Genomic DNA, 19,586 nt, shown 5'->3' on the forward strand with positions numbered 1-19,586 from the left:
TCCCCACACGACAACCGAAACCGGAGACACAGATGAACAAGCAAGCCATCGACGCACTGCTGAAGACCTTCGACGACGCCGCGGAGAAACCCGGCAACCCGCGCGTGCGCGCGATCGTCAACCGGATCGTGAAGGACATCTGCTACACGATCGAGGACTTCGACGTGCAGCCGAGCGAGTTCTGGACCGCGCTGAACTACCTGAACGAAGCCGGCCGCGAATTCGGGCTGATCGCCGCGGGCCTCGGCCTCGAGCGCTTCCTCGACGTGCGGATGGACGAAGCCGAGGAGAAGGCCGGCATCCAGGGCGGCACGCCGCGCACGATCGAAGGGCCGCTGTACGTGGCCGGTGCGCCGGAATCGGTCGGCCATGCGCGTCTCGACGACGGCACCGATCCGGGCCAGACGCTGGTCATGCGCGGCCGGGTGCTCGGCCATGACGGCGCGCCGCTCGCGAACGCGCTCGTCGAGGTATGGCATGCGAACCATCTGGGCAACTATTCGTATTTCGACCAATCGCAGCCCGCGTTCAACCTGCGCCGCTCGATCCGCACCGATGCCGACGGCCGCTACAGCTTCCGCAGCGTGCTGCCGGTCGGCTACAGCGTGCCGCCGGGCAGCAAGACCGAGCAACTGCTCGACCAGCTCGGCCGCCACGGCCATCGTCCGGCGCACATTCACTTCTTCGTTTCGGCGGACGGTTATCGTAAGCTGACGACGCAGATCAACATCGACGGCGATCCGCATCTGTGGGACGACTTCGCGTTCGCGACGCGCGACGGGCTGATCCCGCCGGTCAAGCAAGCGGAAGGCGCGGAAGGCAAGCCGTATGGCGTCGACGGGCAGTTCGCGCTGATCGACTTCGATTTCTCGCTGATCAAGGAAAAGCAGGACGTGCCGGGCAGCGAAGTCGAGCGGGCACGCGCACAGGCCTGAGCGCCCTTCCCGTTCGACGACTCGACAACTCAAGGAGTGCAGGATGCTGTTTCATGTGGAAATGACCGTTCGCCTGCCGGCGGACATGGATCCGGTCAAGGCAGCCACGCTGAAGGCGGAAGAAAAGGCGATGTGCCAGCGACTGATGAACGAAGGCGTCTGGCGCCATCTGTGGCGAATCGCCGGGCAGTATGCGAACGTCAGCATCTTCGACGTCGAGAGCGTGCAGCAACTGCATGACCTGCTGAGCCAGCTGCCGCTGTTTCCGTACATGGAGATGGAGGTGCGGGCGCTGTGCCGGCATCCGTCGTCGGTGCGGGAAGACGATCGCTGAGCAACGATGAAGCGCGGCCGTGACCAGCGGCCGCGAACAGCACGACACGGGCGGCCGGCGATGTCTCGCAGGCCGCCCGTGCCGCTTTGCATTCGGCGACGGTCATCCGTGTCGCCGCGCATCGGCGTACACGGCAACCGTCATGCGGCCAGATGCGCCGCAAACCCCACCTTCCCCGGCGCGATCTCGTCCTTCAGCGTCAGCGCCGGAATCTCGTAGTCACCCGTGTTCTGCCGGCGGAACGGAATCGGCGGCGTGGTCCACAGATCGTCGAGCCGCCGGCCGAGCGCCGCGCGTGTTTCGTCGAAGCGCGCGCCGTTCATCTTGCCCGTCCGGTAGATCACGAACGGCGGCAGCACGTCGAACCCCGGGTAATACAGCACGCCGTGCTGGATCGGGAACAGCAAGTCGTCGATCGGCCCGTTGATGCCGCGCAGGCTGTAGTGCGGCTCCCACCCGCCCGTCGTGACGACGATCATCGCCCGCTTGCCGGCCAGCATCCCTTCGCCGTAGCGGTCGCCCCAGTGCGTATCGGAATGCTCGCCGACGCCGTACGCAAAGCCGTACGCATATACGCGCTCGAACCAGCCCTTCATGATCGCGGGCATCGAGAACCACCACAGCGGGAACTGCAGGATCACCGCGTCGGCCCACTTCAGCTTGTCCTGCTCGCGCGCGATGTCTTCGCTTTGCGTACCCGCCGCGAACGCGCGCTTCGAATCGAGCGACGGATCGAACCGCGCGTCGGGCGCGCGATCGGTCACGTCGTTCTCATCGAGCACCGCCTTCCAGTTCATCGCATACAGGTCGCTCACCTGCACCGTGTGGCCGGCCGCTTCGAGATGCGCGATGGCGAAATCGCGCAGCGCGCCGTTCAGCGAACGCGGTTCGGGATGGGCATACACGATCAGCACATTCATCTTCGTCACTCCGTGGATTGAATGACTGCAGGATGCGGCCTCCGAAGGTATATTTGAAATGAATTCCTGATATTCCAGGTATAGCCATGAATAATCTCAGAAGGCTCGATCTGAACCTGCTCGTCACGCTGGACGTGCTGCTCGCCGAGCACAACGTCACGCGCGCGGCCGAGAAGCTGAACATGTCGCAGCCGTCGGTCAGCGTGCAGCTGCAGAAACTGCGTGACGTGTTCGGCGATCCGCTGCTGCTGCCCGGGCCGCGCGGAATGCGGCCGACCGCGCGCGCGGAAGCGCTGCGCGAGCCGTTGCGCGATGCGCTCGAAGCCGTCGAGCGCGCGGTGGTTCCGGCCACGCAGTTCGATCCCGCCACCGCGACGAACACGTGGCGCGTGGCCGCGACCGACTACGGCGAATCGACGATCGTGCTGCCCGCGCTGCGCACGCTGCGTTCGACCGCGCCTGGCACGCGGCTGGCCGTCGTCGAACTCGTGCCGCCGCGCATCGAGCAGGATGCCGAACGAAATGGCATCGACCTGGCCTTTCATACGACCGAAGGGTCGCCACCGGGCATGCGGCGCCTGCCGCTGTTCATCGAGCGCTACGTGCTGATCGGCCGCGCCGGTCACCCGAAGCTGAAGCGGCGCCCCACGCTCGCGCAATTCGGCACGCTCGAGCACGTGATCGTGTCGCCCGACGGCGGCGGCTTCTTCGGCGTGACGGACGAAGTGCTCGCGAAGGTCGGTGCCGCGCGGCGTGTCGTGCTGTCGGTACCGCACTTCCTGTTCGTGATGTCGGCCGTCGCGAGCACCGATCTCGTCGCGATGCTGCCCGAGCGGCTGGTGCGCGACGTGCCCGCGCTGCGCGTGGTGGACGCACCGGTCGAGGTGCCCGGCTATGAAATGTCCATGCTGTGGCACGAGCGCGTGCATCGCGATCCGGCGCATCGGTGGCTGCGGGAGACGATCGCGGCGGCGGTCTGACACGCCGGTCGCGACGCGGCTGACATTTACTGTCATCGGGGGCTTGAAAGTCCGCCAATCACTGTATATATTTACAGTGTTTCTGCGTCATTTGACCCGAATTCCGTCATCCCGAGACGGTCTTTAGTGAGGCGACCATGTTCCAGTCATCCGCATTCGATCCCGAGCAACCCGGCTTCAATCCCGTCCACTTCGAGCGCGCCGCGCAGCGGGCGGTCGTCGATCTGCAGCGTGTCGTCGGCGGCCCCGCGCAGCGGGCGCTGGGCCTGCGCCGCCGCACCCATCCGGCGGCCGTCCGCACGATGAGCTGGCAGGCGTTGCTGAACGTCGAAGAGCTGGCGTTCTCGAACGCCGGTTTCCTGAACCGCAACGATCCGACCGTCGTCGACGCGTTCATCCGGCTGCGCGACAGCAGGCTGGTCGCCGCGGACGTCGAGGAACCGGTCGACTGGCGCCGCGACGACGACGACCTGCCGGCCGTCTACCTGATCGTCAAGGCGATGCTCGAGGCGGAAGAGGAAGAGCGGGCCGAAGCGGCCTGAGCCGCGCCGGTCGAACGCGGTCGCGATGTGCGAGGTTCGCGCCGCCACGTTGCGCGGTGGCGCTGCGAACCGCTGCAGTCCGGCACGCGTGAATCGGCGCATCCGGCGGCGAGCCGCGAACCGTCGCTCAAGCCGGTCATCACCACGCGACTACCGTCCGAGCGACCCTCGCAATGACCGCCCGTTACAGCCGCGCCGCCAGCCGCGCGCCCTGATCGATCGCGCGCTTCGCATCGAGTTCGGCCGCCAGTTCCGCGCCGCCGATCAGGTGCACCGAGCGCCCGGCCGCCTGCAGCGGCGCAAGCAACGCGCGCTGCGGCTCCTGCCCCGTGCAGAGCACGATCGTATCGGCTTCGATCACCTCGTGATCGGTGCGCTGTTCGCCGTACGACACATGCAGCCCGCGCGCATCGATTCGCTCGTAGTTCACGCCGCCGATCATCTTCACCTGCTTCATCTTCAGCGTCGCGCGGTGAATCCAGCCGGTCGTCTTGCCGAGCCCCTTGCCGAGCGGCGCTGGCTTGCGCTGCAGCAGCGTCACTTCGCGCGCCGGTGCCGACACCTGCGCACGCGTCACGCCGCCGCGCGTCGCGGCCGGGTCGGTCACGCCCCACTCGGCTTTCCATTCGTCCAGGTCGAGTGCCGGCGACTCGCCGTCCTGCACCAGATATTCGGCGACATCGAAGCCGATCCCGCCCGCGCCGACCACCGCGACGCGCCGGCCGACCGGCTGCTTGCCCGCGAGCACGTCGATATAGCTGAGCACGTTCGGCCCGTCCTGCCCCGGAATCTTCGGGTCGCGCGGTGCGACGCCGGTTGCGAGCACGATCTCGTCGTAGCCGCCCGCGATCAGGTCGCTCGCGTCGACGCGGCGGTTCAGGTGCAGCTTCACGCCGGTCAGCTCGACCTGGCGGCCGAAGTAGCTCAGCGCTTCATGAAACTCTTCCTTGCCCGGCACCTGCTTCGCCATGTTGAACTGGCCGCCGATCTCGGCTGCGCCGTCGAACAGGTCGACGTGATGGCCGCGCTGCGCGAGCACGGTCGAGCACGAAAGCCCGGCCGGTCCCGCGCCGACCACCGCGATGCGCTTCGGCTGCTGCGCGGGCGTGTATTTCAGCTCCGTCTCGTGGCACGCGCGCGGATTCAGCAGGCACGACGCGATTCGGTTCTTGAACGCGTGATCGAGGCACGCCTGGTTGCAGCCGATGCAGGTGTTGATCTCGTCGGCGCGGCCCTGCGCGGCCTTCACGACGAATTCGGCGTCGGCGAGCAGCGGCCGCGCCATCGACACCATGTCCGCGCAGCCGTCCGCGAGAATCTGCTCGGCCACTTCCGGCCGGTTGATCCGGTTGGTCGTCACGAGCGGAATGCCGACCTCGCCCTTCATCTTCTTCGTCACCCACGCGAACGCGCCGCGCGGCACCGACGTCGCGATCGTCGGCACGCGCGCCTCGTGCCAGCCGATCCCCGTGTTGATGATCGTCGCACCCGCGCGCTCGACGGCCTTCGCGAGCTGCACGGTTTCGCTCCAGTCGCTGCCGTCCGGAATCAGGTCGAGCATCGACAGCCGGTAGATCAGGATGAAATCGCGGCCGACCGCTTCGCGCGTGCGCTCGATGATCTCGATCGGCAGGCGGATGCGGTTCTCGTACGAACCGCCCCACTGGTCGGTGCGCTTGTTCGTATGCATCGAGATGAACTGGTTGATCAGGTAGCCCTCGGAGCCCATGATCTCGACGCCGTCGTAGCCGGCTTCGCGTGCGAGCTTCGCGCAGCGCACGAACGCGCGGATCTGCCGCTCGACGCCGCGTGCGCTCAGCTCGTGCGGTGCGAACGGCGAGATCGGCGACTTGATCTTCGACGGCGCGACCGCGAACGGGTGGTAGCCGTAGCGGCCCGTATGCAGGATCTGCAGCGCGATCTTGCCGTCCTCCGCGTGCACGGCCTCCGTGATCTCGCGATGCCGGCGCGCCGCCGCCGACGTCATCAGCGTGCCGCCGAACGGCTTGGTCCAGCCGGCCACGTTCGGCGCGAAGCCGCCCGTCACGATCAGGCCGACGCCGCCGCGCGCACGTTCGGCGAAATATTCGGCGAGGCGCGGCAGCGTCTTGCGGCTGTCTTCGAGGCCCGTGTGCATCGAGCCCATCAGCACGCGGTTCTTCAGCGTGGTGAAGCCGAGATCGAGCGGCGCGAGCAGGTGGGGAAAGGCGGTTGTCATGATGGTCGAGCCCATAAGCGATGCCTGCCATCGTAGGCGCGCGCCGCCTTGAGCGTGAGGGGGCAAACAGCCATAATGCTTGTCATTTCCGGCCAAGACGATATGACCTCCCCCCTCGCCAAGGACCGCCTCGGGCTGCGCCGGCCGACGATTCCGGTTGCCTATACGCGCCTGCTGCTGCAGGCGCTGGCCGCGCGCGGCGTCGACCTGGCCGCCGTGCGCGCCGGCACGGGCCTGCGCGATGCGGTGCTGGCCGAACCGGACGCGCGCGTCGCGCCGTCGCAATGGGGGCGGCTCGTGCTCAATGCGATCGAGATCGGCGGCGATCCGGGCATCGGGCTCGCGTTCGGGCTGCTGCTGAAACCGACCGTGCACGGCTTTCTCGGCTACGCGACGCTGACCGCGCGGGACATCCGCGAAGCGCTGTCCGTCACGCAGCGCTACTTCCGGATGCGCAACCGCCAGTACCGGCTGACCTATGCGGAAGACGAACACGGTGCGACGCTCGAACTGCATGGCGTGCAGGCCAGCCCCGTGCTGCAGCATCACGTGATGTTCGAATTCGTGCTGACGGGGCTCGCGCAGAACATCTCGCAATGGGCCGGGCGCACGTCGCCGCCGATCAGGCTGCAGTTCGCGTGGCCGGAGCCCGTGTATTTCGCGCGCTATCGCGAGCAGTTGCCGCCGGTGGAATTCGGCTGCGCGGCCAACGCGCTGTGGATCGCGCACGACGTGCTCGACTGGCCGCTGCCGCTCGCCGACGAAGTCGCGCACCGGCAGGCGCTGGTGCAGGTCGAACGCGAATATGCGCAGGTGCGGCAGGAGGAAGGCGATCTGGTCGAGCGCGTGCGTGCGGAGCTGGCGCGCGCCGCCGGCGATTACCCGGGGCCGGACACGCTCGCCGATGCATTGCTCGTATCGACGCGCACGCTGCGGCGCCGGCTGGAAGAAGCCGGGTCGAGCTATCGGCAGCTGCTCGACGAAGCGCGGTTTCGCGACGCGAAGCAGTTGCTCGCGGCGTCGGATCTCGACCTGAAGACCATCGCCGAACGTCTGCAATTCACCGACCCGGCGAACTTCACGCGCGCGTTCCGGCGCTGGGCCGGGCAGACGCCGAGCGCGTTCCGGGAAGCGGCCGCGGGGCCGGCCCGCGAATGACGCGCAGCAGCAGGTACGTGGTGTCGACCTGCGATTTAATCGGTATGATCAATCCCACGCCAAAGCGGCGCCGGCCGGCTTACTCTCCCGTCCCATGCCCAATCACACCACCCTGATCGAATCGACGATCGACCGTATCGACACCAACCTCATTCGTGTCGCGTCCGAGACCAAGAAGGTGCCGCTTTATCGCCTGACGATGCAGGGCACGTGCTACTTCATCGCCGCCGACGATATCGACGCAGAGGCATTCAAGCAGATCGGTCGATTGAAGCCCGGGATGACCGTGCGCGCGTGCACCTTCGACGATCGCGGCCGGCACCAGATCGCGTGGATCAGGAGCAACGATCTGGCAATCGCTCCTTACGATGCGCTCGGGCAGAAGAGCAGCAACCTGTCGCTGCTCACGTGGGCGTCATGCATCTTCATGCTGAGCCTGCTGATCGACGGCGCCGTCTTCAAATCGGGCTGGGCGTTCGTCGGCGCGGTGACCTTGGTCGTGGGCATCATCAGTCTGCTGGGCACCCTGCTCGCGATCGCCGGCCTCTGCGAGCTGGCCTTCCGGCCCCAGCGGCGCGAAGCCCAGGAAAAGTGGCAAGGCGAACCGGCCGGCTTCACAGTCGAACGGAGCAACGGATGAACGATCACACCATGCAGATTGTGTCCGGCTGCGTGACGTCGGTCAGCCAGACAACGATCCGTACCGAGGTCTGGAGCAACAATCTCGGCACGACCAAGCAAAGCATCGAGGAAATTGCGCTCCAGCTCGACACGGTCGACGTACCGCTCACGCTCAGGACGAACAGCACGCAAAGCGTGTTCATCGTCGCGGGCGACCGGTTGACCGTCGCCTACACGCAAGGTCGTGATCGCCGCGCCATCTACGCTATCCGCAACGCAACCGACGGCTCGGTGTATCTCGTTCGCCCCGCGAAAGTCGCGGCTGCCCGCATGGATGTTGTCGTCACGATCGGCATGCTGGTCGCCATGGCCACCACCGCCTGCCTCGTGTCCGCGATGGAACGCAGCACGGACAGCGTGCTGGAAATAGCCACATGGTTCGGCGGCGCCGCGATCGCCCTCCTCCTGCTGAGCACGATCCTGCGCACGGTGTTCGGCGCGATCTTGTGGCCCGAGATCCGCCGGCTCAGGCAGCCAGGCGGCAAGCGCGAGATGAATGCTGCCCGGCGCGCCCTGTCGCTCTCGACCGAAGCAACGCCGCACATTCGCTTCATCTGAGACGATCCGGCGCACGACGCGTCAGAGGTCGACGCAGATCCGCGCGCCGCCATCCCCCTCGCCCGCCTCGATCCGCACGTCCCCCGTCGCGGCGACGATCGTGTCGTACACGTCATCGCTCACGCACACCACCGGCACCGCGATCGCATACAGCTCGGCCGCCACGATCGCGCCGATCGAGATGATCAGGTCGCGCTCCTTCAGCACGATCGCGACCGGCCCCGTGCCGTTGCGCACGGCTTCCGCGAGCACACTGCTGCTCGAACTCGAGCCCTTCGCGTGCGGCATCACCATCACCTTGCCGGCGAGGCTCGCGCCGGCCTGCGGATGCCCGCGATCGACGATCCTGCCCGCGCCCGAGTCGTAGCCGCCCCAGAAGCTGAGCGGCTTGTCGAGGACGAACGCGCGCGCGCACGCGCTGCCCGGCACGAGCGTGTCGCCCGTCAATTGCCTGCCCGTCGCTTCAGTCATCGAATCGCACCTTGCCTTCATACGCCGACCGCACGCATTCGCGCATGCTGCCGTACGCGACCGTCACGCCGATGTTCGCGGGCGCATACGACGCCCACTTTCCCGAATTGGTCATGACCAGCCCCGACAACTGCTTCATCACCGGCGTGATGTACGTACAGGTATCGACGACGATCTGGATGCCGCGCGCGGCGAATTTTCCAGCGAGGCCCGCTTCCTCCAGCTCCCACAGGATGAAGCGGCTCGTGTTCACGTAGAAATCGCAGGCCGGCTTGCCGTCGAATGCGTCGAGCAACGTGTCGAGCGTGCGGAATTCGGCCAGCGAGAAATGCGGCGTGCCGAGCGCTACCGCGACGAGTGCGTCGCCTGCCGCACCGTGGTTCAGCGTGCGGCGAATCTCGTCGAGATCGGCCATCGCGACGTCGACCGTGCGTTGCGCCGCGCCTCCACGCAACGCGGCGTCGAGCGTCGGCGCCTCCGGTGTGATGCCTACCGCATGAAACAGCGCAACGGCCCCGCTCGATGCGGCCGCCGCGCCGAGCGCCTTGAGTTCGTCTTCGGTGGTGTCCGCCGGCAGCCCGACGATCGCCGGCACGACCGCGCCCGCGATCCTGCCGATCAGCAGGCCGAGTGCCGCGAAATAGATGTCGCGCGATGCCAGGCGGCTGAAGTCCGGCGCGTTGAACACGATCCGCGCGGCGCGGTTCGCTTCGACATGCAGCCCCGCATACGGCGCGCGCCCGGTGATCGCGGCAGCCAGGTCGAGAAAGTCGCCATACCGGCTCGTACGCGCGCCGAGCACCGAGTTCGCGAACACGATCGCATTCGATTCCGCCCACGCGATCTGCTCGCCTTTCGCGGGACGTTTCTTCAGCTGATACGGCGCGCACGTGAAGCTCGATTCGCAGCCGAGCTGCAGGTGCGCGTCCATCAGGCGCTGCGCATCGCGCTGGATCGTGCGATCGCCGTGGTACAGCTCGGGATGGATCAGGTCGAGCGACCCGACGTTCAGGGTGGTCGGCACCGCGACCTGCGCGCCGGTGTCGACGAAATACTCGACGAAGTCGAGGCTCGTCTGGCCGTGATACAAGCAGCCGTCGATATGAGCCGACGTGATGTCGATCAGGTGCGGCGCGGACATCACCTGCGCCGTACGCGCGACGATCCGCATCGCGCGCGCGACGCCATCGCCGAAATCCCCGCGCAACATCGCGTCGTCGCGGTCACTCAACTGCAGCATCGGTTGCTCCTCGTGACTCGGGCGGCGCCGCCGGCCCGTGAAATCCGTCAGAGGACTCTACAACTGGAAGTAAAAACTGTCCAGATTATCGTCGATCCGGACAGTTCGAAAACCAATTCAAGCCATCGAAGGCCTGCAACCTGGCCAATGGCTCGAATTCCGCTCCAGTTCGCCTAGCGTTCGGCGGTCAGGCTGAACAGCTCACCGCGCAACGCCTTCGCACGATTGCTGCCGAACTGCGTCTCGTATTCGTCCTGCGCCGCCTGCCACGCCACCTTCGCCTGCGCGAACGTGCGCTCGCCGAGCTTCGTCAGGTGCAGCGCATGCGCGCGCGCATCGTGCTCGGACGCGGCCGTCGCGACGAAACCATCGCGCTGCAGCGGCTTCAGCGCGCGCAGCAAGGTCGTGCGGTCCATCACGAGCATGTCGGCAAGCTCGCTCATCAGGAGGCCGGGCTGGCGCGTGAGATTCGCCATGATCGAGAACTGCGCGGGCGTGACGCCGACCGGGGCCAGATGCCGCTCATACAGTTGCGTGACGAAGCGCGCCGCCTGACGCAGCGCGAGGCAGTGGCACGCTTGGGCAATCGAGGTGTCGTTCATGTTCGTCAATTTATATGTGCATATGCATAAAGTCAATGTACACTCCGCCGTAACACGGCTCGCGGCCGGCCATCGCGTCAAGGAGACGGACATGGACTACATCGACAAGCTGCGGATCTTCCGGTCGGTGGTGGAGATGCGCAGCTTCACGCGCGCCGCCGACATGCACGGCCTCGCGCGGCCGGTCGTGTCGCGGGCGGTCGCGGACCTGGAGGCACGCTTCGGCAGCCGGCTGCTGCACCGGACCACGCGCCAGGTGTCGCTGACCGAAACGGCCGAGCGCATCTACGAACGCTGCGCGGCCGTGCTCGACGAACTCGACGCGCTCGAAGTCGAAGCCCAGACGCAAACGCGCGAGCCCGAAGGCCTGCTGCGCCTCGTCGCGCACACGACGGCCGCGCTGAACCGGCTCGTGCCGCTGATCGCCGGCTTCAAGAGCGCGCATCCGAAGGTGCGCCTCGACGTCACGCTGACCGAGCGCCCGGTCGATTTCGTCGGCGAAGGCTACGACATCGGCATCGTCGTGCCGTACATGCTGACGAGCGAATCGACCGTCGTGCGGCTGGTCGAGCGCATTCCGGTCGTGATCGTCGCAACGCCGGCCTACCTGCGCGAACATGCGCGCCCCGAAACGCCGGCCGATCTCGCCGATCATCTGTTCGTGCCGATGTCGCCGTCGCTACGCCGGCCCGCGCTGACGTTCCGCGTCGACGGCGACCTGCTGACCGTGCCGTTCCGCTTCGACGTCTCGTCGAACAGTCCCGTCTTCAACCGCGAAATGGCGATGCACGGCTTCGGCATCGGCGTCGTCCCGAAAACGCTCGTCGAGACCGAACTCGCGTCTGGCGCGCTCGTGCAGCTGCTGGCCGACGCCGACCTCGTCGACGCGTCCGTCGAGATCAAGCTCGCGTACGCGAACCGCCTGCTGCTGCCCGCGAAGGTCAAGGCGTTCATCGACTACACGGCCGCCTATTGCGACCGCGAAGGCTGGATCGTCCCGGCCGCCGCCTGACGGCGATTGGTACAGCCACGACACCAATCTGATCCTGCCCCGCCCATCGCTTCGCGGCGCCCTGCGCCCTAACATGTGCACATGCACAAGATCACCCTCACCGACGACGATTGCTTTGCGGTCCGGCAAGCCGCGCGCCGCATCTCGCAGTTCTACGAACGTTATCTGTCGCAGGCGGGCGTGACGCCGTCGCAGTACAGCATCCTCGCGCTGCTGCGCGAGCGGCCGGGCCTGACGATGGCGACGCTGTCGAACGTGCTGGTGATCGAACGCACCGCGCTGCTGCGCGCGCTCAAGCCGCTCGTCGGCGCGGCGCTGGTGACGGGCCGGACCGAACCGCCGTGCCGCGGCCAGACGTTCGCGCTGACCGCGCACGGCGAAACGAAGGTCGCCGACGCGCACGTGCAATGGCTCGCCGCGCAGGAAGCGTTCGAGCGGCGCTTCGGGCCTGCGCAGGCGGCCCGCCTCAGAGACGAACTGTTCCGGATCACGCACAACCTGCCGGAACGCTAGCCCCTTCCCCGATCGACGCGATGCCGTCGATCGTTTTGATAAGTGCATATACATAGGTGAATTGATGGATACGACCCAAGACGCTGCCTCGTCACGCGAAGCAGCCACAACCGAGCGGCCCGCGAAGCAGCAGCGGCGCGTGCCGTGGATGCGCATCGCGGTAGGCGTCACCGTCGTCGTCGTGGCCGCGGCCATGCTCGACTGGCTGTTCGTGCTGCGCTTCCAGGAGAGCACCGACGATGCGTATGTCGGCGGCGACGTGACGGTGCTCGCGCCGAAGGTCAACGGCTTCGTCGACAGGATTCTCGTCACCGACAACCAGCGCGTGAAGGCCGGCGACGTGCTCGTGCAGCTCGATGCGCGCGACTACGACGCGAAGCTCGCACAGGCGACCGCCGAAGTCGACAGCGCGCGCTCCGCCGTGACCGAACTCGAAGCGAAGCAGCAACTGCAGTTCGCGGTGATCGGCCAGCATGCGGCGGACAAGAACGCATCGTCGGCCGAACTGACGCGCGCCGCATCGGACCGCGTGCGCTACCGCGAGCTCGTCAAATCCGACGCCGTGTCGAACCAGATCGTCGAGCGCGCGGACGCCGACTATTCGAAGGCCGGCGCGGCCGTCGAACGCAGCGACGCCGCGCTGCTTGCAGCGAAGCGGCAACTCGACGTGCTCGGCGCGCAGCTCGCCGATGCGCAGGCCCGCGTGAACACCGCGCTGGCCGCGCAGCGCGTCGCGGCGCTCAACGTCGAATACACGACGATCCGCTCGCCGGTCGACGGCTACGTCGGCAACCGCACGGGCCGCGTCGGCATGCTCGCGAACGTCGGCGTGCCGCTGCTGACGGTCGTGCCGGCCTCCGGGCTGTGGATCGATGCGAACTTCAAGGAAGACCAGTTGCGCAAGATGCATGCGGGCGATCGCGTCGACGTGTCGCTCGATGCGTCGAGCACGAAACTGCACGGCCGCGTCGACAGCCTGGCGCCCGCGACCGGCGCGACCTTCAGCGTGCTGCCGCCCGAGAACGCGACCGGCAACTTCACGAAGATCGTCCAGCGCGTGCCCGTGCGTGTGCATCTCGATCCGCAGCCCGGCACCGAGCACGTGCTGCGCCCCGGCCTGTCCGCGGTCGTGACCGTGCATACCGATCACAAGAACTGAGCGGGAGCCGACGATGACCACCGCGTTTTCCGGCGACCCCGCGTCGCAACCGACCCGGCAGCGCGTGTTCGCGTTCGCGCTGATGTGCGTCGGCTTCTTCATGGCGACGCTCGACATCCAGATCGTCGCGTCGTCGCTGCGCGACATCGGCGGCGGGCTGTCCGCGAGCCAGGACGAGCTGTCGTGGGTGCAGACGGCCTACCTGATCGCCGAGATCATCGTGATCCCGATGTCGGGCTGGCTGTCGAAGGTGATGTCGACGCGCTGGCTGTTCGTCGCGTCGGCCGTCGGCTTCACGATCACGAGCATGCTGTGCGGGCTCGCGTGGGACATCAACTCGATGATCCTGTTTCGCGGGCTGCAGGGCGCGCTCGGCGCCGCGATGATCCCGACCGTGTTCACTACCGCGTTCGTGCTGTTTCCCGGCAAGCAGCGGCTGATCGCGTCGACGACGATCGGCGCGCTCGCGTCGCTCGCGCCGGCGATCGGCCCCGTGATCGGCGGCTGGATCACCGACCAATGGTCGTGGCACTGGCTGTTCTACCTGAACCTCGTGCCGGGCATCGCGGTGGCCGCGCTCGTGCCGCGCTACGTGCATATCGACGAGCCCGATCTCAGCCTCATCAAGCGCGGCGACTATCTCGGCATCGTGCTGATGTCGGGTTTCCTCGGCTGCCTCGAATACGTGCTCGAGGAAGGCCCGCGCAAGAACTGGTTCGGCGACGATGCAATCGTGATTTGCGCGTGGATCTCCGGCATCTGTGGCTTCCTGTTCATCGTGCATGCGCTGACCGCGAAGGATCCGATCGTCGACCTGCGCGCGCTCGCCGTGCGCAACTTCGGAATCGGCAGCCTGCTGTCGTTCGTGACCGGCATCGGGATCTTCGTGACCGTGTTCCTCACGCCGCTGTTTCTCGCGCAGGTGCGGGCGTTCAGCTCGCTGCAGATCGGTATCGCGCTGCTGTCGGTCGGGGCGTTCCAGTTGATCGCGCTCTGTGCGTATGCATTCGCCGCGCGCTACTTCAGCCTGCGTGCGCTGCTCGTGTTCGGGCTGATCTGCTTCGGCCTCGGCTGCTATCTGTACACGCCGATCACGCATGACTGGGGCTGGCGCGAACTGCTGCTGCCGCAGGCACTGCGCGGCATCGGCCAGCAATTCAGCGTGCCGCCGATCGTGACGATGGCGCTCGGCTCGCTGCCGCAGTCGCGGCTGAAATCGGCGAGCGGGTTGTTCAACCTGATGCGCAACCTCGGCGGGGCGATCGGCATCGCGGTAAGCGCGACGATGCTCAACGACCGGCTGAATTTCCACTACCTGCGGCTGAACGAGCACGTGAGCGCCGGCGAACCGCAGGTCGCGTCGCTGCTCGATCGCCAGGCCGCCTACTGGGGCTCGGTGGCCGGCAACACGCTGAATACCGCGCAGGCCGGGCTCGCGAACCTGCATCGGCTGATCTATCGCGAAGCGCTGACGCTCACTTATGCCGACGCGTATTACGCGCTGTCGCTGTGCTTCGTCGTCGCGCTGCTTGCCGTCGTGTTTTCCAAACCCATTACGTTCAACGCGCCGCCGCCGGACGCGCACTGAGGTCAAGGTCCTTCATCATGAAAAAGCTACTTCTCGCGCTGGCTGTCAGTGCATTCGCCGCCGGGTGCGCGGTGCAGCCCGCGCAGCATCCGGCGCTGAACGAATCCGTTCAAACGCTCGCACCTGCTGCCTGGGATACCGACGTGCCGCGCGCGGGCATCGACTCGGCCGCGTGGTGGGCGCAATTCCACGACCCCGTGCTCGACCAGTTGATCGCGACCGTGCTCGACGGCAACCTCGATCTGCAGGCCGCCGCCGAACGCGTGAAGCAGGCGCAGGCGCTGACCGTCCAGAAGCGCGCGGTGCTGCTGCCCGAACTCGACGCGACCGCGCATGCGGCCGACGCGCGGCAGAACACGCCGCCGCCGCTCGGTTATGTGCGGCAGGCTGGCGCCGGGCTCGCGCTCAGCTGGTCGCCCGATGTGTTCGGCGGTGAACGGCTCGATCTGCTGGCCGCTCAGGCGGAGCTTGTCGGACAGAAGCATGCGGAAGATGCGATGCGGCTCGCGCTCGCGGCCGATGCGGCATCCGCGTATGTCGATCTGCGCTGGGCGCAGCAGGAATTGAAGATCCTGCAGGACAACGTGAAGATCCGGCAGCATGCGCTCGAGCTCACGCGCAAGCGGCAGGCGTTCGGGTTGTCGACTGAGCTCGACGTGACCCGTGCGCAGAACCAGCTCGATGCGCTCGAAGCACGGATTCCGCCGACGCAGGCGCAGATCTCGCATCAGCTCAATCTGATTGCCGTGTATTCGGGGCGCACGCCGGAATCGGTCGATCGGCTCGTGTTGGCGCAGGCTGGCGAGATTCCCGCACCGCCGGTCGGCGCGCCGGGGACGTTGCCTTCGCAGGCGTTGCTGCGGCGGCCCGATGTGCTGACTGCCTACGCTCAAGTCGAGCGGCGTGCGGCGCAAGTGGGCGTGGCGAGGGCCGAGCGGTATCCGAAGTTCTCGTTGAACCTGACGGACGGGATTCTGGCGGCGTCGTATCTCGGCTTGCCGACGTTGACCGATAACCTGTTCAGCGCGGCGTTGAGCGCGACGAGTCCGATCTTCAATGCGGGGCGGATTACGGCGGATATCTCGCAGAGCGAAAGCCGGATGCGCGAGTCGGAACTCGGGTTGCGGCAGACGATGCTGCAGGCGCTGCGGGAAGTCGAGGACGCGCGCGCGAATCTCGTCAGCTCCGATGAGGCGACGCGGAAGCTGGGTAGCGCACTTTCCGCGTCGGACAAGGCGCTCGGATTGGCGAACCAGCTCTACAAGGGCGGCGCGACCGATTTTCTGGATGTGCTGTCGGCGCAGGAAGTGTATCTGCGGGATTCGGATTCGCTCAATCAGGTCAAGCGCGAGCATGCGCTGGCGGCGGTGGCGCTGTATCGGTCGCTTGGGGGTGGGTGGAGCCGGAATGACGCGGCGGGCGGGCCGGAGGTGGAGGCCGTGGCGAAGAACTGAGCGGAATCACGATACGGCGCCGGCTTCGACACTTGCCGGCGCGCCGCTCGCCAGCCGCCCGATGAGGATCGGGCCGAGCACATTCATGGCGACCATCTGTTCCTCGGCAAATCGGCTCTTCTTCATGACTTCCTTTTCTCCATTGGAAGCCATTCTCTCGGTTTCAACCGGTCCGAAAATTCCCCCGGGCGGGTCACACACATGCCCGGACAGGACGATTACCCCACACGGCATCGTTCCCGGCCGCAGGTTGCACGATTGAAACATTCCTAGATAAATCACAGCAACGGGGTACGCAGGAATCCCATGCCTGCCGTCGACGCAAAGCCGCGCCGTACGTGTGTTTCCTTGCTGCGCGCGGGACTTGGCGAATCGGTGCGTCCTTCTGGCGTTTCAGAACTGAAACAACGCTGGGGTCCGAACGTTGTCTCACATCGCCTGTCGATCGCTCGGCCTCGTGGTCATTGAGCCACCGCGTGCTGGTCCACTCCTTGCTCACGTGTTTCGCACACATCCAAGCCGCACGGCCGTAGAGCCCAGTGCAGGCAACGAACGACCAAAACGCAGATCGGGGAAATCATGTCCAAGTACGCTATGGCTGCCTTGCGGCTGCCTTCTCGTATCACCCCTCCGCACACGTTGATTGAGCCGCGCTCACGCGCGCGGTGAGAACTCGCTTCACGACGTGTTCGGGGGGACGTATGAAATGCAGAAAAGACTTGCATTCGCCACCCTCAAGGCTGGCATGCATCACCGGCGTATTGCCACTTCCTTCTGGTGCGACAGCGGAGGTCGAGCCCGGCCGGTCAACGCGCACCGCGGCACTATCGCAGCGAGCGTTGCAACTTTTGAATGACGGGCACTTCGAGCAAAGTGCCGAGTGCGCGAGGCAGGCCATCTCTGTCTATCAGAGCTGCGGCTTCCTGCGTCTGCTCCTGGGCGTGGCATTGAACCAAGGTGGCCGACCACGCGACGCACTCGAGGAACTCACGCGGGCCGCCGCGCTCGCGCCTCATGATCCGCAGATTCGCTACAACCTGGCCGTTGCGCATCTGAAAGTCATTGGCTGTGTGCACTTCTATTCGCTGATGCCCGCCGAACATCGCGCGGTTCTCGCCGGCGTGCCCGATTTTCCCGTTACCGATCTTTCTCATTTCTTGACCGACTTCAGCCGGACTGCAGCGGCAATGCAGTGTCTGGATGAAATCGCGTCGGTGTGTACATCGAGCGCCAATCTTGCGGGTGCGCTTGGACTGAAGACACATGTGCTTTTGCAAAAGCATGCCGATTGGCGGTGGTTTGGCGACACCGCCTGGTATCCCGATGTCGTGACATACAGGCACGAAGCGCGCGCGGACTGGGGAACCTGTCTGCAAGCGCTCTCCGCGAACTGGCGCTGATGAGAACTGGGGGACAACATGAACAAGATCTACAAGTGCATTTTCAGCAAGCGGCTGAATCAGATGATTGCTGTCGCGGAGTGCGTGGCCGGACAGGGGAAGTCAGGCGGGCGAACCCGGGCGGTGCGGCGGGTGCGTGCGGCGGCGGCTGCGGCGTTGGTGGCTGGTGCGTGCATGTCTTTGTCGCAGGTGGGGTGGGCGGACGGCACCTGCCAAAACGGCAGCAACAGCAACATTTGTGGAAGTGGTGTGAGCAACGGCGTTGGGGCAAGCGGGAGCAACAGCACGTTCTACGGATATCACAGCGGACAAGGCAGTAGCGTAGTCAGCGCCGGTTACAACACGGCAGTCGGGGCCAATTCGGGGAACGGTCTCGCGGGGGACTACAACACGGCCATTGGAGCGGGCGCCGGGCAGAACTTGACCGGAAACGGAAACGTGGCGTTGGGCGTGAATGCAGGTGCTGGAGTCAGTGCGTCCAACACCGTCGCGATCGGCTACGGTGCGACCGGCGCTGGGCAAAACTCGGTGGCAATCGGCGGCAGTGTGACGGCCACTGGGTCAAACAGCGTTGCCTTGGGTTACGGTAGCACCGACGGGGGGCAGAGTAACGTGGTGAGCGTGGGCGCTGGCAGCGGTACGCTGGCAACGCGCAAGATCATCAATGTTACGGCCGGGACCGTGACATCGACGTCAACGGATGCGGTTAACGGCTCGCAGCTTTTCAGCTTGTCGACGTCGGCTTCGACCGGCCTCAGCACGGCGCAAAGTGGCGTGAACTCGCTGTCGACGGGGTTGAGTACGGCGAACAGCAACGTGACGAGCTTGTCGACCTCGGCTGCGGCGGGCATCAGCACGGCGCAAAGCGGCGTGAACTCACTGTCGACGGGGTTGAGCACGACGAACGGCAACGTGACGAGCCTGTCGACTTCGACCTCGACGGGGATCAGTACGGCGCAGAGCGGCGTGAACTCGCTGTCGACGGGGTTGAGTACGGCGAACAGCAACGTGACGAACCTGTCGACTTCGGCTGCGGTGGGAATCAGCACGGCGCAGAGCGGCGTGAACTCGCTGTCGACGGGGTTGAGTACGGCGAACGGCAACGTGACGAGCCTGTCGACTTCGGCTGCGGCCGGTATCAGCACGGCGCAAAGCGGCGTGAACTCACTGTCGACGGGGTTGAGCACGACCAACAGCAACGTGACGAGCCTGTCGACTTCGACCTCGACGGGGATCAGCACGGCGCAAAGCGGCGTGAACTCGCTGTCGACGGGGTTGAGCACCACGAACGGAAAGGTGACCAGCCTGTCGACTTCGACCTCGACGGGGATCAGCACGGCGCAAAGCGGCGTGAACTCGCTGTCGACAGGCCTGAGCACAACGAACAGCAACGTGACCAGCCTGTCGACTTCGGCTGCGGCCGGTATCAGCACGGCACAAAGCGGCGTGACCTCGTTGTCGACGGGCCTGAACACCATCGACAGCAACGTGGCAAGCCTGTCGACTTCGACCTCGACGGGGATCAGTACGGCACAAAGCGGTGTGACCTCCCTGTCGACGGGCCTGACTGCTACCAACAGCAACGTGACGAACCTGTCGACTTCGACCTCGACGGGGATCAGTACGGCACAGAGCGGCGTGAGCTCGCTGTCGACCGGCCTGAATACGACCAACAGCAACGTGGCAAGTCTGTCGACTTCGGCTGCGGCCGGCATCAGCACTGCGCAAAGCGGTGTGACCTCGTTGTCGACGGGCCTGAACATCACGAACAGCAACGTGGCAAGCCTGTCGACTTCGACCTCGACGGGGATCAGCACGGCA

General features: G+C 66.0%; 19 protein-coding genes. 14 read left to right on the forward strand and 5 right to left on the reverse strand.

Annotated elements, in window-relative coordinates; translation table 11 throughout:
- Positions 1-32 precede the first annotated feature (32 nt).
- Positions 33-935, forward strand: coding sequence for a catechol 1,2-dioxygenase (gene catA / locus U5798_RS07485; protein ID WP_124446321.1), 903 nt, complete (start codon positions 33-35; stop codon positions 933-935).
- A gap of 43 nt (positions 936-978) precedes the next feature.
- Entirely contained in the window at positions 979-1,269 is a 291-nt protein-coding gene (catC, locus tag U5798_RS07490; RefSeq protein ID WP_057924112.1) for a muconolactone Delta-isomerase, read from the forward strand.
- Positions 1,270-1,409: 140 nt separating this feature from the next.
- Here catC and U5798_RS07495 read toward each other — a convergent pair whose 3' ends face one another.
- The gene (locus U5798_RS07495) at positions 1,410-2,189 is read right to left on the reverse strand and encodes an NAD(P)H-dependent oxidoreductase (protein WP_124446319.1); all 780 of its coding nucleotides are present in this window, start codon (positions 2,187-2,189) and stop codon (positions 1,410-1,412) included.
- A gap of 86 nt (positions 2,190-2,275) precedes the next feature.
- Here U5798_RS07495 and U5798_RS07500 point away from each other — a divergent pair, with 86 nt between their 5' ends.
- Positions 2,276-3,169, forward strand: coding sequence for a LysR family transcriptional regulator (locus U5798_RS07500; protein ID WP_124446317.1), 894 nt, complete (start codon positions 2,276-2,278; stop codon positions 3,167-3,169).
- Positions 3,170-3,306: 137 nt separating this feature from the next.
- Positions 3,307-3,711, forward strand: a complete 405-nt coding sequence (locus U5798_RS07505) for a DUF2471 family protein (RefSeq protein WP_124446315.1) — start codon at positions 3,307-3,309, stop codon at positions 3,709-3,711.
- Between the two features lie 184 nt (positions 3,712-3,895).
- Here the strand turns inward: U5798_RS07505 and U5798_RS07510 are convergent, their stop codons facing one another.
- A complete protein-coding gene (locus U5798_RS07510) occupies positions 3,896-5,929 on the reverse strand; it encodes an NADPH-dependent 2,4-dienoyl-CoA reductase (RefSeq protein WP_322081676.1) in 2,034 nt (677 codons plus the stop codon).
- A gap of 75 nt (positions 5,930-6,004) precedes the next feature.
- Here U5798_RS07510 and U5798_RS07515 point away from each other — a divergent pair, with 75 nt between their 5' ends.
- From U5798_RS07515 to U5798_RS07525, 3 genes are all read left to right on the forward strand, one after another.
- Positions 6,005-7,087, forward strand: coding sequence for an AraC family transcriptional regulator (locus U5798_RS07515; RefSeq protein ID WP_322081677.1), 1,083 nt, complete (start codon positions 6,005-6,007; stop codon positions 7,085-7,087).
- Positions 7,088-7,265: 178 nt separating this feature from the next.
- The gene (locus U5798_RS07520) at positions 7,266-7,727 is read left to right on the forward strand and encodes a hypothetical protein (RefSeq protein ID WP_260434765.1); all 462 of its coding nucleotides are present in this window, start codon (positions 7,266-7,268) and stop codon (positions 7,725-7,727) included.
- The gene (locus U5798_RS07525; RefSeq protein ID WP_322081678.1) at positions 7,724-8,326 is read left to right on the forward strand and encodes a hypothetical protein; all 603 of its coding nucleotides are present in this window, start codon (positions 7,724-7,726) and stop codon (positions 8,324-8,326) included. The genes U5798_RS07520 and U5798_RS07525 overlap by 4 nt, the downstream gene beginning before the upstream one ends.
- A gap of 21 nt (positions 8,327-8,347) precedes the next feature.
- Here the strand turns inward: U5798_RS07525 and U5798_RS07530 are convergent, their stop codons facing one another.
- The 3 genes from U5798_RS07530 to U5798_RS07540 all read right to left on the reverse strand — a co-directional run bounded on the left by U5798_RS07530 (position 8,348) and on the right by U5798_RS07540 (position 10,639).
- Positions 8,348-8,797: an aconitase X swivel domain-containing protein gene (locus U5798_RS07530; protein WP_322081679.1), complete on the reverse strand. Its 450-nt coding sequence runs from the start codon at positions 8,795-8,797 to the stop codon at positions 8,348-8,350.
- Positions 8,790-10,037 carry an aconitase X gene (locus U5798_RS07535; protein ID WP_322081680.1) on the reverse strand — a complete coding sequence of 416 codons (1,248 nt, stop codon included), beginning with the start codon at positions 10,035-10,037 and terminating at the stop codon, positions 8,790-8,792. Before U5798_RS07535 ends, U5798_RS07530 begins: the two co-directional genes overlap by 8 nt.
- A gap of 173 nt (positions 10,038-10,210) precedes the next feature.
- On the reverse strand, positions 10,211-10,639 hold the full coding sequence (locus U5798_RS07540; protein WP_322081681.1) for a MarR family winged helix-turn-helix transcriptional regulator: 429 nt from the start codon (positions 10,637-10,639) through the stop codon (positions 10,211-10,213).
- Positions 10,640-10,730: 91 nt separating this feature from the next.
- On the opposite strand from U5798_RS07540, the gene U5798_RS07545 reads away from it, so the two are divergent.
- From U5798_RS07545 to U5798_RS07575, 7 genes are all read left to right on the forward strand, one after another.
- The gene (locus tag U5798_RS07545; RefSeq protein WP_124446301.1) at positions 10,731-11,651 is read left to right on the forward strand and encodes a LysR family transcriptional regulator; all 921 of its coding nucleotides are present in this window, start codon (positions 10,731-10,733) and stop codon (positions 11,649-11,651) included.
- 81 nt (positions 11,652-11,732) lie between these two features.
- Entirely contained in the window at positions 11,733-12,164 is a 432-nt protein-coding gene (locus tag U5798_RS07550; protein WP_124446299.1) for a MarR family winged helix-turn-helix transcriptional regulator, read from the forward strand.
- Positions 12,165-12,228: 64 nt separating this feature from the next.
- The gene (locus U5798_RS07555) at positions 12,229-13,323 is read left to right on the forward strand and encodes an HlyD family secretion protein (RefSeq protein ID WP_322081682.1); all 1,095 of its coding nucleotides are present in this window, start codon (positions 12,229-12,231) and stop codon (positions 13,321-13,323) included.
- A gap of 13 nt (positions 13,324-13,336) precedes the next feature.
- Positions 13,337-14,911: a DHA2 family efflux MFS transporter permease subunit gene (locus U5798_RS07560; protein ID WP_322081683.1), complete on the forward strand. Its 1,575-nt coding sequence runs from the start codon at positions 13,337-13,339 to the stop codon at positions 14,909-14,911.
- 17 nt (positions 14,912-14,928) lie between these two features.
- On the forward strand, positions 14,929-16,365 hold the full coding sequence (locus U5798_RS07565; RefSeq protein ID WP_322081684.1) for an efflux transporter outer membrane subunit: 1,437 nt from the start codon (positions 14,929-14,931) through the stop codon (positions 16,363-16,365).
- 839 nt (positions 16,366-17,204) lie between these two features.
- The gene (locus U5798_RS07570) at positions 17,205-17,765 is read left to right on the forward strand and encodes a tetratricopeptide repeat protein (RefSeq protein ID WP_322081685.1); all 561 of its coding nucleotides are present in this window, start codon (positions 17,205-17,207) and stop codon (positions 17,763-17,765) included.
- Positions 17,766-17,783: 18 nt separating this feature from the next.
- On the forward strand, positions 17,784-19,586 hold a 1,803-nt coding region (locus U5798_RS07575), incomplete at its 3' end, for an ESPR-type extended signal peptide-containing protein (RefSeq protein WP_322081686.1).

Source organism: Burkholderia sp. BCC1972, assembly GCF_905339605.1.
Classification (GTDB): Bacteria; Pseudomonadota; Gammaproteobacteria; order Burkholderiales; family Burkholderiaceae; genus Burkholderia.